General features: G+C 70.8%; 10 protein-coding genes. 5 read left to right on the plus strand and 5 right to left on the minus strand.

What is annotated here, in order from left to right; all coding sequences use genetic code 11:
- The first annotated feature begins 58 nt into the window (after positions 1-58).
- The 3 genes from V5F49_RS06185 to V5F49_RS06195 all read left to right on the plus strand — a co-directional run bounded on the left by V5F49_RS06185 (position 59) and on the right by V5F49_RS06195 (position 4186).
- Positions 59-1681, plus strand: a complete 1623-nt coding sequence (locus V5F49_RS06185) for an ABC-F family ATP-binding cassette domain-containing protein (protein ID WP_394115967.1) — start codon at positions 59-61, stop codon at positions 1679-1681.
- A 205-nt stretch (positions 1682-1886) separates the two neighbouring features.
- Positions 1887-2963, plus strand: coding sequence for a 3-hydroxyacyl-CoA dehydrogenase family protein (locus V5F49_RS06190; RefSeq protein ID WP_394115966.1), 1077 nt, complete (start codon positions 1887-1889; stop codon positions 2961-2963).
- A 38-nt stretch (positions 2964-3001) separates the two neighbouring features.
- On the plus strand, positions 3002-4186 hold the full coding sequence (locus V5F49_RS06195) for an acetyl-CoA C-acyltransferase family protein (RefSeq protein ID WP_394115965.1): 1185 nt from the start codon (positions 3002-3004) through the stop codon (positions 4184-4186).
- 370 nt (positions 4187-4556) lie between these two features.
- Here V5F49_RS06195 and V5F49_RS06200 read toward each other — a convergent pair whose 3' ends face one another.
- The 3 genes from V5F49_RS06200 to V5F49_RS06210 all read right to left on the minus strand — a co-directional run bounded on the left by V5F49_RS06200 (position 4557) and on the right by V5F49_RS06210 (position 8472).
- A complete protein-coding gene (locus V5F49_RS06200; protein ID WP_394115964.1) occupies positions 4557-5579 on the minus strand; it encodes an LLM class flavin-dependent oxidoreductase in 1023 nt (340 codons plus the stop codon).
- A 480-nt stretch (positions 5580-6059) separates the two neighbouring features.
- Positions 6060-7631: an ATP-binding protein gene (locus V5F49_RS06205; RefSeq protein ID WP_394115963.1), complete on the minus strand. Its 1572-nt coding sequence runs from the start codon at positions 7629-7631 to the stop codon at positions 6060-6062.
- A 136-nt stretch (positions 7632-7767) separates the two neighbouring features.
- Positions 7768-8472: an SDR family oxidoreductase gene (locus V5F49_RS06210; RefSeq protein WP_394115962.1), complete on the minus strand. Its 705-nt coding sequence runs from the start codon at positions 8470-8472 to the stop codon at positions 7768-7770.
- A 185-nt stretch (positions 8473-8657) separates the two neighbouring features.
- Here V5F49_RS06210 and V5F49_RS06215 point away from each other — a divergent pair, with 185 nt between their 5' ends.
- Both V5F49_RS06215 and V5F49_RS06220 read left to right on the plus strand, forming a co-directional pair.
- On the plus strand, positions 8658-9230 hold the full coding sequence (locus V5F49_RS06215) for a PadR family transcriptional regulator (protein ID WP_394115961.1): 573 nt from the start codon (positions 8658-8660) through the stop codon (positions 9228-9230).
- Positions 9230-9541, plus strand: coding sequence for a DUF2218 domain-containing protein (locus V5F49_RS06220; RefSeq protein WP_394115960.1), 312 nt, complete (start codon positions 9230-9232; stop codon positions 9539-9541). The genes V5F49_RS06215 and V5F49_RS06220 overlap by 1 nt, the downstream gene beginning before the upstream one ends.
- A gap of 52 nt (positions 9542-9593) precedes the next feature.
- On the opposite strand, the gene V5F49_RS06225 is transcribed toward V5F49_RS06220, so the two are convergent.
- The gene (locus V5F49_RS06225) at positions 9594-11705 is read right to left on the minus strand and encodes an ATP-binding protein (RefSeq protein ID WP_394115959.1); all 2112 of its coding nucleotides are present in this window, start codon (positions 11703-11705) and stop codon (positions 9594-9596) included.
- Positions 11692-12066 (minus strand): response regulator, encoded by a 375-nt coding sequence (locus V5F49_RS06230; RefSeq protein ID WP_394115958.1) that lies wholly within the window; start codon positions 12064-12066, stop codon positions 11692-11694. The genes V5F49_RS06225 and V5F49_RS06230 overlap by 14 nt, the downstream gene beginning before the upstream one ends.
- Positions 12067-12156: the final 90 nt, after the last annotated feature.

Here is a 12156-nt window from a genome sequence, read left to right on the forward strand (position 1 = left end):
CGCATGGCCTATTCCCGCGCACAAATTCCCTTCGATCCATCCGGAAGACCCGCGGCGCATGATCAGGCTCGACAACATCGGCAAGCAGAACGGCCGGCAGATCGTCTTCATCGAGGCGTCCGCCGCCCTGCTGAAGGGCGAGAAGGTGGGGCTTGTCGGCCCCAACGGCGCCGGCAAGACCACCCTGTTCCGCATCATCACCGGCCAGGAGCCGCCGGACGAGGGGCAGGTGAGCGTCGATCGCGGCGTGACCATCGGCTATTTCAGCCAGGACGTGGGCGAGATGTCGGGCCGCTCCGCCCTCGCCGAGGTGATGGATGGCGCCGGCCCGGTGAGCACCGTCGCCGCCGAGCTGAAGGAGATCGAGGCGGCGCTGGGCGATCCCGACCGCGCCGACGAGATGGACGCCCTGGTGGAGCGCTACGGCGAGGTGCAGGGCCGGTTCGAGGAGCTGGGCGGCTACGCGCTGGAGGGCCGCGCCGCCGAGGTGCTGGCCGGCCTCGGCTTCAGCCAGGAGATGATGGACGGCGACGTGGGCAAGCTCTCCGGCGGCTGGAAGATGCGCGTCGCGCTGGCCCGCATCCTGCTGATGCGCCCGGACGTGATGCTGCTGGACGAGCCGTCCAACCATCTCGACATCGAGAGCCTGATCTGGCTGGAGAGCTTCCTCAAGGGCTTCGACGGCGCCCTGATGATGACCTCCCACGACCGCGCCTTCATGAACCGGATCGTCACCAAGGTGATCGAGATCGACGCCGGCAGCCTCACCACCTTCTCCGGTGACTATGAGTTCTACGCCCAGCAGCGCGCCCAGAACGAGAAGCAGCAGCAGGCGCAGTACGAGCGCCAGCAGGCCATGCTGGCCAAGGAGATCCAGTTCATCGAGCGCTTCAAGGCCCGCGCCTCCCACGCCGCGCAGGTCCAGAGCCGGGTGAAGAAGCTGGAGAAGATCGACCGGGTGGAGCCGCCGCGCCGCCGCGAGAGCATCGCCTTCGACTTCCCCTCCCCGCCGCGCTCGGGCGAGGACGTGGCCACCCTCAAGAGTGTCCACAAGAGCTACGGCAGCCGCGCCATCTATGAGGGGCTCGATTTCTCCATCCGCCGCCGCGACCGCTGGTGCGTCATGGGCGTGAACGGCGCCGGCAAGTCCACGCTGCTGAAGCTGATCGCCGGCGCGGCCGAGCCGGATTCCGGCACCGTCAACGTGGGCGGCAGCGTGAAGATGGGCTATTTCGCCCAGCACGCCATGGACCTGCTCGACGGCGAGCGCACCGTGTTCGAGACGCTGGAGGACGCCTTCCCCCAGGCCGGGCAGGGCTCGCTGCGCACGCTCGCCGGCTGCTTCGGCTTTTCCGGCGACGACCAGGACAAGCGCTGCCGGGTGCTCTCGGGCGGTGAGAAGGCGCGGCTGGTGATGGCCAAGATGCTGTACGATCCGCCGAACTTCCTGGTGCTGGACGAGCCGACCAACCATCTCGACATGGCCACCAAGGAGATGCTGGTGGCGGCGCTGGCGGATTACGAGGGGACCATGCTGTTCGTCTCCCACGACCGCCACTTCCTCGCCGCCCTCTCCAACCGGGTGCTGGAGCTGACGCCGGAGGGCATCCACCTCTACCCCGGCGGTTATACGGAATATGTGGCCCGCACCGGCCAGGAAGCGCCGGGCCTGCGCACCTGAGCCGCCGCCGGCGGCGCCGCGATCCTGCGCTCAAATTCCCGGCATGGTATTGACGCAGGCGCCGATCGGCAGGACATGGGACCCGCATCCGGCCGGCCCATGGGCGGTAACCGGCGCCGGTCCGGCGCACAGGGGGAGCCGGACCGGGGCTCCCCGCCGGCCACCCGGCCCTCGGGCAGCGTGTCATGTGGATAAAGGCCTTGTCATGAAGCTGGCGATGATCGGTTCGGGACTGATGGGCGGCGGCATCGCGCTCGATGCTGCCCGGCACGGGCTCGAGGTGCTGGTCTATGACACGCATCCCGAGAGCGTCGCCCACCTGCGCGATCGCGCCGCCGGGGTCTATGCCCGCTGGGTCAAGAACGGCCGCATGGCCGAGGCCGACGCCGCAGCCGCCCTCTCCCGCCTGCAGCCGGCCGCCGCCCTCGCCGATCTCGCCGGGGCCGACGTGGTGATCGAGGCCGTGTTCGAGGATCTCGCGGTCAAGCGCGGGGTGTTCACGGCGCTGGAGCCCCATCTCGGGCCCGAAACCATCGTCGCCACCAACACCAGCGCGCTGCAGGTCACCGCCATCGCCGAGGGCCTGCCCTTCGCCGACCGTGTCCTCGGCCTGCATTATTTCAGCCCGGCGGAGGTCTGCCCGCTGGTGGAGGTGGTGCGGGCCGAGCAGACGAGCGACGCCACGATGGCCCGCGCGCGCGCCTTCCTCGCCGCCACCCGCCGCACCGCCCTGTCGTGCGCGGACCGGCCCGGCTTCGCCATCAACCGCTTCTTCTGCCCCTATTACAACGAGGCGGTGCGCATCGTGGCGGACGGCCTCGCCACCCCGTCCGAGGTGGATGCGGTGGCCCGCGAGCGGCTCGGGGTCGCCGCCGGTCCGTTCACGGTGCTGAACCTCATCGGGCCGCGCGTCGCCGGCCACGCCATGGACAATCTCTCCCCGCTCGGCCCGTTCTACACCGTGAGCGCGGAGCTGATCGCCAAGGGGGAAAGCGGCGCCCTGTATGCGCTGGAGGAGGGCGCCCGGCTGCCCGCGAAGGCCGATGCGATCGAGGACCGTCTCGTCGGCGCCATCGCCATCCCGGCACTGGAGCTGCTGGCGGAGCGCGTCGCCGATCCGCAGGAGACCGACCGGGGCGCGGTCATGGCGCTGAAGTTCCGCGAGGGTCCGTTCGCGCTGATGCGCCGCTATCCGCCGGCGCGCCTCGAGGCCGCCGTCGCGGCGCTCGCCCGGCGCGACCGCCATCCCCTGCCGCGCATCTCGATCCCGCTCGAGGCGTGATCCCGTTTCCGTACCCCTCTCCACAGAAGGCGAGACCCATGAGCCAGCCTGAAGTCGTCTTCCTCTCCGGCGCGCGCACCCCCATCGGCAGCTACGGCGGCTCCCTCAAGGACGTGCCGCCCACCGCGCTGGGCGCCCATGCCGCCAAGGCCGCCATCGCCCGCGCCGGCATCGCGCCGGAAGAGGTGGAGCACACGGTGTTCGGCAACGTGATCCACACCGAGCCGCGCGACATGTACATCTCGCGCGTGGCGGCCATCGAGGCGGGCGTTCCCAAGGAAGCCCCGGCCATGACCGTGAACCGCCTGTGCGGCTCGGGCCTGCAGGCCATCGTCAACGCCGCCCAGCTGATCCGGCTCGGCGATGCCGCGATCACCCTTGCCGGCGGCGCCGAGAGCATGAGCCGCGGCGGCTATCTCGTGCCGCAGGCGCGCTGGGGCCAGCGCATGGGCAATGTGGGCATGGTGGACATGATGGTGGGCGTGCTCACCGATCCGTTCGGCAACGGCCACATGGGCGTGACCGCCGAGAACGTCTCCGAGCGCTACCAGGTCTCCCGCGAGGATCAGGACGCCGCCGCGGTGGAGAGCCATCGCCGCGCCGCCGCCGCCGTGGCCGCCGGCCATTTCGCCGAGCAGATCGCCCCGGTGGAGATCGCCTCCCGCAAGGGTCCGGTGGTGTTCGACACGGACGAGCACTTCCGCAAGGATGCGCGCATCGAGGACATGGCCAAGCTGAAGGCGGTGTTCAAGAAGGGCGGCACGGTCACCGCCGGCAACGCCTCCGGCATCAATGACGGCGCCGCCGCGGTGGTGCTGGCGAGCGGCGAGACGGCGGCCGCGCGGGGCCTCGCGCCCCTCGCCCGCATGGTGTCCTACGGCCTTGCCGGCGTCGATCCGTCCGAGATGGGCATGGGCCCGGTTCCCGCCGTGCAGACCGCGCTGAAGAAGGCGGGGCTCTCCGTCGCCGACATCGACGTGATCGAATCCAACGAGGCGTTCGCGGCGCAGGCCTGCGCGGTGTCGAAGGCGCTCGGCTTCGATCCGGCCAAGGTGAACCCCAACGGCGGCGCCATCGCGCTCGGCCATCCGGTGGGCGCAACCGGCGCCATCCTGACCGTCAAGACCATCTACGAGCTGCGCCGCACCGGCGGCCGCTACGGCCTCATCACCATGTGCATCGGCGGCGGCCAGGGCATCGCCATGATCATCGAGCGCCTGTGACGGGAGGGTCCACCGCCCCAAGCGGGCGGGAGCGAGCGAGGTTGCGGGCGGGGGAGCTTCCCCCGCCCTTTTTCATGCGCGGTCGCCGGCGCGGCAGCGATCCCCTGCGCAGGCAGGCCCTCCGGCGAGGTGCCGGGCGCCTTCCGCCGCGCCGAGAGCGCCTCGGCATCGGACGGCCAAATCGGCCGCCGCCTGCAGGAGCGAGGGATCGGGGGCTGAGCTGGTCGTGTCGTTCATGCCCCCTGCGCGACATCGGGCCGTACGGACCACCGCGATCCGGACGCGGGTCCTGAACCGCCGCCGCCCGCGCGGATTCGAGGCGGCCAGCGCCGCTGCGCGCCGGCCGCGCAGCGGCGTGGGATCGCGCAGGTCAGCGCCAGCCGAGCGCAGGGGCGACGTGCTTCAGCACCATCTCGATGACATGGGCGTTGTAGTCCACGCCCAGCTGGTTGGGGACGGTGAGCAGCAGGGTGTCCGCCTCGGCGATGGCCTCGTCCTGCGCCAGCTGGCGCACCAGCGCGTCGGGGGCATCGGCGTAGCTGCGGCCGAAGATGGCGCGGGTGCTCTCGTCGATGTTGCCGATGGTGTCGGTATCCGCCCCGCCCCGGCCGAAATAGGCGCGGTCGCGGTCATCCACCAGCGCGAAGATGGAGCGGCTCACCGAGACGCGCGGCTCGCGGGTGTGGCCGGCGGCCTTCCAGGCGGCGCGATAGGCGCGGATCTGCTCCGCCTGCTGGATGTGGAACGGCTGGCCGCCCTCGTCGGTCTTGAGGGTCGAGCTTTGCAGGTGCATGCCGAGCGTCGCGGCCCACACCGCGGTGGCGTTGGTGCTGGCGCCCCACCAGATGCGCTCGCGCAGGCCCGGGGCATGCGGCTCCAGCCGCAGGAGACCGGGCGGATTGGGGAACATGGGCCGGGGGTTGGGCTGGGCGAAGCCTTCGCCGCGCAGCACGTCCAGGAACAGCTCGGCGTGACGGCGGGCCATGTCGGCGTCGCTCTCGCCGTCGGCCGGGCGGTAGCCGAAATGGCGCCACCCGTCGATCACCTGCTCCGGCGAGCCGCGGCTGATGCCGAGCTGCAGGCGGCCACGGGAGATGAGATCGGCCGCGCCGGCGTCCTCCGCCATGTAGAGCGGGTTCTCGTAGCGCATGTCGATGACGGCGGTGCCGATCTCGATGCGCTGCGTGCGCGCGCCCACCGCGGCGAGCAGGGGGAACGGCGCGGCCAGCTGCCGGGCGAAATGGTGCACCCGGAAATAGGCGCCGTCCGCGCCCAGCTCCTCCGCCGCGACGGCGAGGTCGATGGATTGGAGCAGCGCATCCGCGGCGGAACGGGTGCCCGACTGGGGCGAGGGCGTCCAGTGCCCGAACGACAGGAAACCGATCTTCTTCACGATGGGGCCATAAGGTCTGAGAGGTCCGGGGAGAGGCCGGACGAGAGGGGAAAGGTGCGCAAGGCTACCGCCACGCCGCGCCGAATGCACCCCGCGCCCCTGGCGATGCCGCGATTATGAACGCCACGGCGCGGGACCGCCCGCGGCGCATATCCTCCGTTTAGCGGATATGCCGGGCCGGGGGACAGCATCTATTCTTCAGCGTCTTACGGGGCTTTGCGATCCCCGCCCGACGCCGCGGCGTCGGGGTAGCGCGATCCACGGGCTCGGGACGGACGCTGCGGCATGCCTCAGGCAGTCGGACGGCATCCGTGACGTGCGGGCAGGCGGCGCGGCCGCCCCCGCAGGTCGCGCCGTCGCTTGCCACGGCAGCATTGCGAGCGGACGTCGCCGGCAGAGGATGCGTCCGGGGCAGGCACCGCGATCGGAGCGGCGCGGCGGTTGCCGCATGCGCCCGGAGGTTGCCCCGCCCCGGATTTCTCAGTCGGCCGCCGAGGTCGCGGGCTGGGGCGCGGCGCTGCCGCCGCCGGGGGCGTTGGGATCGCCGGGCTCGGTCTCCCAGGCGAGGCCGGGAATGGCCACGATACGGCGGCCGCGCCCGTCCAGACGGCACACGATCACCTGCCGCTCCTCCATGTAGGCGAGCAGCCGCCGCGCGCGGCCGGGCGAGCGGCTGCCATAGGCCCGCGCCACGTCCGCATCCGAAGGACAGGGCCGGCGGTCGAAGGCGGCGCGGGCGAGGGTAAGGAACACGCCCTGCATGTCCTCCGGCAGGGTGCCGGCCATGCCCAGCACCTCGGCCCAGGGGGAATCGTCGGCTTCCGCCTCGGCGAGATCGATGCCCGCATGGGCCACCGCCAGCCGGCGCCGGAAGGCGGACAGGCTCAGCGCCTCCCCGCCCACGCGGCGGATGCGGCAGCGCACGAGGAAGTCCTGATAGAGCACGGCGATGGTGCGGAAGCCGGCGTCGCTTTCGGCGAGGATCTCGCGCAGCGCCGCGTCGATGGCGGCCTGCCGCTGTTCCGGGGAGAGGGCCGGCACCGTGGGCGGGGCGGGAACGCCGGCCGCGGGGGGCGCCGGGACGTTGGGCAGGCTCGGCGGCGCGCCCTTGGCGAGCGCGGCCAGCACGTCGGCCGTGGGCGCCACCGGCGGCGGGCGGCGCGGGGCGAGAAACCGCCCCTCGTCGGCGCCGGGCGTGAAGATGAGGTCGTGGGCGTCCTCGGCGGCAGCGGGCTCGGGCAGCGGCAGCAGCTTGGGACTGGTGGAGCGCGCCTGCGTCTCCACCGGGCCGATGCGGACCGGCAGCGGCCGGCGGGCCAGCGCCGGACCGAGGGCGACGAAGTTGCCGCTTTCCAGATCCCGGAACATCTCCGCCTGCCGCCGCTCCATGCCGAGAAGGTCGGCGGCGCGCGCCATGTCGATGTCGAGGAAGGTACGGCCCATCAGGAAGTTGGAGGCTTCGGCCGCCACGTTCTTGGCAAGCTTGGCGAGGCGCTGGGTGGCGATGACGCCGGCCAGCCCGCGCTTTCTGCCGCGGCACATGAGGTTGGTCATGGCGCCGAGCGACACCTTGCGCGCCTCGTCGGAGACCTCGCCCGCCGCCATGGGCGCGAACAGCTGCGCCTCGTCCACCACCACGAGAACCGGGTACCACATGTCCCGGTCGGCATCGAACAGGCCGCCGAGGAAGGCGGCGGCGGCGCGCATCTGCTGCTCGCTGTCCAGCCCCTCGAGATTCAGCACCACCGACACGCGATGCTGCCGCACCCGGGCGGCGATGCGCTGCAGGTCCGCCTCGCCGCGCTGGGCGTCCACCACCACATGGCCGAAGCGCTCGGCGAGGCTGACGAAATCCCCCTCCGGGTCGATCACCGCCTGCTGCACCCACGGCGCGCTCTGCTCCAGCAGGCGGCGCAGCAGGTGCGACTTCCCGGAGCCGGAATTGCCCTGCACCAGCAGGCGCGTGGCGAGCAGTTCCTCGAGGTCCAGCACGGCCGTGCCTCCGCCCACGCGGATGCCGAGGTCGATGGACACCTTCGTCGGGGAGGTCATCGGGCGGCCACCGTCATCGGCGCGCCCGCCCGGTGGAGCGGTGGGGGAAGGTCATGGGATGACTCATATCGATTCGCGACGCGCGTTCAACCACGCCGGGGAATGGCTGCCGCGCGGCGCGCGCCGGCCTGCGCCCTCAGATGGAGCGGGTCAGGCCGCCGTCCACCCTGAGGTTCTGCCCGGTGATGTAGCCGCCGCCGTCCGAGGCGAGGAAGGCCACGGTCGCGGCGATCTCCTCGCTGGTGCCGTAGCGTCCCATGGGCACGCTCTCGCGCCGCTCCTCGGTCGCCGGCAGGCTGTCGATCCAGCCGGGCAGGATGTTGTTCATGCGCACGTTGTCGGCGGCGTAGGTGTCGGCGAAGATCTTTGTGAAGGCGGCGAGCCCGGCCCGGAACACCGCCGAGGTGGGGAACATGGCGGTCGGCTCGAACGCCCAGGCGGACGAGATGTTGATGATGGCGCCGCCCTTCTGCGCCTGCATGACCGGGGTGACGACCCGCGTCGGGCGGATGACGTTCATCAAATAGACGTCGAGGCCGGTGTGCCACGCCTCGTCGGAGATCTCCAGCAGCGGCGCGCGCGGGCCGTGGCCGGCGCTGTTCACCAGCACGTCGATGCGGCCCCAGCGCGCCATGGCGCCGTCCACCAGGCGGGCGATGTCGTCCGGCGCGCGGTTGGAGCCGGTGACGCCGAGCCCGCCCAGCTCCTGCGCCAGCGCCTCGCCCTTGCCGGAGGAGGAGAGGATGGCCACCGAAAAGCCGTCTGCCGCCAGCCGTCGCGCCGCCGCCGCGCCCATGCCGCTGCCGCCCGCCGTGATGAGCGCCACCTTGAGTTCCGCCATGTGTCCTCCCTCGGCCGGCGCACCCGGCCCGTCGTTCCGGCACGCGGCCGGGAGCCCCTTCTACACGACCCGCTCACCGGGGATCAGGGGCCGTCCGACGCGTCGGGCAACGGGATCGAGGGACGCAAAAAGGAATATTCTCGATATATCTTGATTTTCGATATATCGCGTTTTATATCGGCATCATGAGACATCATCATTTTCACGGCTTCGGCCATCCCTTCCACGCTCCCGAAGGCCACGACGGCCCGGGGCATCCCCATCCCCACCACGCCCACCGCAGGGGCGGCCGGCACGGCGGGCGACCGTTCGACTACGGCGAGCTGCGGCTCCTGCTGCTGGCGATGATCGCGGACAAGCCCAGCCACGGCTACGAGCTGATCAAGGCCGTGGAGGAGCGCTTCGGCGGCAGCTACACCCCCAGCCCCGGGGTCATCTATCCCACCCTCTCCTGGCTGGAGGACATGGGCTACACCACGGTCGAGGCGGCCGAAGGCAACCGCAAGCGCTCGGCCATCACCGAGGAAGGGCGCGCCTTCCTTGAGGCCAACCGGGCGGCGACGGACGTGCTGATGGCCCGCATCGGCGAGGGTGGCCCCCACGGGCGCGAGGGTGTTCCGGCGCCGGTGGTGCGTGCCATGGAGAATCTGAAGGTCGCGCTGCGGCTGCGGATGCGGCGGGGCGGCATCGATGCCGAGGCCGCCACGCGGATCGCCGCCGCGCTCGACGCGGCCGCCCGCAACGTGGAGGAAAGCTGATGACGGACACGCCCACCCTGCTCCATGACACCGCGCGGATCGAGACCGCATCGGCCTCGCGCTACCTGCAGCAATTGTGCAAGCACTTCGCCCACAAGCTGCCCGTGGAGCATGACGCCGCCGCCGGCCGCATCACCTTCTCCATCGGCGAGTGCCGGCTGGCGGCGGATGCCGCTGCGCTCGACCTCGCGCTCTCGGCGCCCTCGGCGGAGGACATGGTCCAGCTCAAGGATGTGGTGGTCCGCCACCTCGAGCGCTTCGCCTTCCGCGAGCCGCTGCAGGTGAGCTGGAGCACGCCTCCGGCGGGCTGAGCCGGCCGCGCGCCGCTGCCGTCCGGCGTCGCGTGCGGACGTCGCTTGCAGGTCAGGACGGCTGCGGCTCCGCAACCTCGGGCTCGGCGACCGGCGCGCCCTCCGGCGCCAGCGCCGGCATGAGGATGGTGAACACCGCGCCCTCGGCATCGTTCTGCACCGACAGCATCCCGCCATGGTCGCGGATGATGCCGAAGCTGACCGACAGGCCGAGGCCGGTGCCCTTCCCCGGCGGCTTGGTGGTGAAGAAGGGCTGGAAGATGCGCTCGATGGTCTCGGCCGGCACGCCGCCGGCATTGTCGGCCACCTCGATGCGCACCTCCCCCGGACCGGGCGCCGCCGCCAGCCGCTGGACCCGGACCGCGATGCGCCCGGCAAAGCCGCTTCCCTCCCGCGCGGCACGCTCGACAATCGCGTCGCGCGCGTTCTGCAGGAGGTTGATGAGCACCTGCTCCAGCTGGTCCTGGCGGCACAGCACCTGCGGCACGTCGTCGTCGGCCAGGGTGGCGACCTCGATCTTGTCCATGCGCAGGTGCGCGCCGACCACCTGCAGCGCGCCTTCCACCGCATCCATGGGCCGGGAAGGCTGGAGGCGCTCCTCGCTCTTGCGGCCGAAGATGCGCATGTGATCGATGATGCGGCTCATGCGCACCGTCTGCTGCACGATGCGATCGAGCTTGGAGACCAGATGCTCGGGCGGCAGGCCCATCTTCATGCCGGTCAGGGCATTGGAGGCCGCCAGCCGGATCACCCCGAGCGGCTGGTTGATCTCATGGGCGAGACCGGTCGCCACCTCGCCGAGGGAGGCGAGCTTGGACATCTGGTAGAGCTTGTTCTCCTCCATCCGGCGCTGGGTCTGGTCCACCGCGAACACCACCACCTCGCGCACGGCATCCTGCGGCGCGTTGCGGTCGATCCGCTCGAGCGGCGCCACCACCACCTCCACCTCCATCTCGTTGCGCCCGTCGGAGAGGTGCTCGTTGCGCAGATGCGGCTCGTGGATGCCGGACGCCAGGCTGCGGAAGCCGGGGCTGTTGATGTAGCCGTGCAGCATGGGCGCCAGCGGCTGCTGCGCGGCGCCGAGCTCACTGACGCCGTCCTCGCTCACATGCATCACCGCCACGCCCGGAACCCGGCTGATGGCGTCGAGCACGTTGGCCTCGCGCTGGCGGGCCAGGGCCTGCACCTCCTGCGCCTCCAGCCGCCGCTGCAGGCCGAAGTATCGCCCGCCGAGCAGCGCCACGAACAGCATGGCCATGGACAGGCCGAGCGCGGTGCCCCAGATGCCGTTGCGGAAGTTTGCGCTCTTCTCGGTCACGAACGCCTTGGAGTAGGCGACGACGACGTTGATGGGGAAGCGTTGCGAGGGAATCTGGTAGCCGATCCGGTCGACGCCATCGATGGGGCTCTTCTGGTCGTAGACCGAGCTGCCCTGCTCCATCATCTTGCGGAAGGCATGGCTCTTGGAGACGTCGTCGCCGAAGCTGGTGACGTTGGCCACGCGGGCGCGGATGATGCCGTCGCGCCCGACGAGGCCGATCAGCATGTCCTCCTCGGTCCGCAGCTTGCCGTAGAACTCGATGAAGTCGCTGATGGCATAGGAAGCGATCACCACGCCCGCGTACTTGCCTTCCTCGTCGGCGAGGGGGCGGGTGAGCTGGATGGTCCACTTCTTCGACACACGCCCCAGCACCGGCTTGCTGATGAACAGCTGCGCGTTCCCGGGATCCTTGCCCATCTGCACCCGCACGTGCTCGCGGTCGGACAGATCGACCTTGGGGCCGCCGGGGCCGGCGAGGTTGCTCGCGATCATCGTGCCGTCGCGATCCGTCACCGTCAGCTGGATGACGGCAGCTGGCAGGCTGTATGTGCGCAGCTGCTCGTAGATCTGGTCCGGAGACGCATGGTTGTTGAAGTCGTTGGCGAAGTTGATGAGCATGGCGTCGATGGGCTCGATCGCCTGCTCGAAGCTGCGCAGCAGCAGGGTCGCGGTGCGCCGGGCGTTGATCTCCGCCTCGTCCATGGTGGACTTGGCGTGCAGCTGGTACAGGACGACGGCCACCGCCAGCGGGATCACGCCCACAAGCACCACCAGCCCCACCAGCATCAGCGTGACGGGGTTCAGGAGGCCCTTGAGGCCGGTGCGGTGATCAGACCTTCGCATGTCCGGCGCCGCCCAACTCCACCATCGTGTCGCACAGTTCCTCGAACGCGAGCGGCTTGGGGAAGCAGCGCTCGGCCCCCGCGCTCATCGCCCGGGCGATGTCCACCGGCGCCGCATGGCCGGTCATGACGAGAAAATGAAAGCGGCGCCCGGGAAACGCGACGCGCGCCTGCTCGATCAGCTGCACCCCGTCCATGTCCGGCATGCGGATGTCGGTGAGCACCAGCCGGATGGCGGGCTCGCGCGCCAGAAGCTCCAGCGCGCCGGCGCCCCGTCCCACGGAGATCGCCGCGAGGCCACGGAATTCCAGTGCCTCTACCAGCTCATCCAGGTATTCGGGCTCATCGTCCACGACCAGCACTTGATGCATCACAGCACCATCCAGCGGCTCGCGGCACCCAAGTGCCGCCTGCTCATGTGGCAATGCACAATTGTTTTGACGCTCCGTCAA

This window comes from Xanthobacter lutulentifluminis (assembly GCF_043194675.2).
Lineage (GTDB): Bacteria > Pseudomonadota > Alphaproteobacteria > Rhizobiales > Xanthobacteraceae > Xanthobacter.

Bases quoted from the DNA above. Each gene is read 5' to 3' on its own strand.
- V5F49_RS06205 (WP_394115963.1), bottom strand. From the start codon at position 7,631: ATGACCTCCCCGACGAAGGTGTCCATCGACCTCGGCATCCGCGTGGGC.
- V5F49_RS06215 (WP_394115961.1), top strand. From the start codon at position 8,658: ATGAGACATCATCATTTTCACGGCTTCGGCCATCCCTTCCACGCTCCC.
- V5F49_RS06195 (WP_394115965.1), top strand. From the start codon at position 3,002: ATGAGCCAGCCTGAAGTCGTCTTCCTCTCCGGCGCGCGCACCCCCATC.
- V5F49_RS06225 (WP_394115959.1), bottom strand. From the start codon at position 11,705: ATGCGAAGGTCTGATCACCGCACCGGCCTCAAGGGCCTCCTGAACCCC.
- V5F49_RS06220 (WP_394115960.1), top strand. From the start codon at position 9,230: ATGACGGACACGCCCACCCTGCTCCATGACACCGCGCGGATCGAGACC.
- V5F49_RS06185 (WP_394115967.1), top strand. From the start codon at position 59: ATGATCAGGCTCGACAACATCGGCAAGCAGAACGGCCGGCAGATCGTC.
- V5F49_RS06210 (WP_394115962.1), bottom strand. From the start codon at position 8,472: ATGGCGGAACTCAAGGTGGCGCTCATCACGGCGGGCGGCAGCGGCATG.
- V5F49_RS06190 (WP_394115966.1), top strand. From the start codon at position 1,887: ATGAAGCTGGCGATGATCGGTTCGGGACTGATGGGCGGCGGCATCGCG.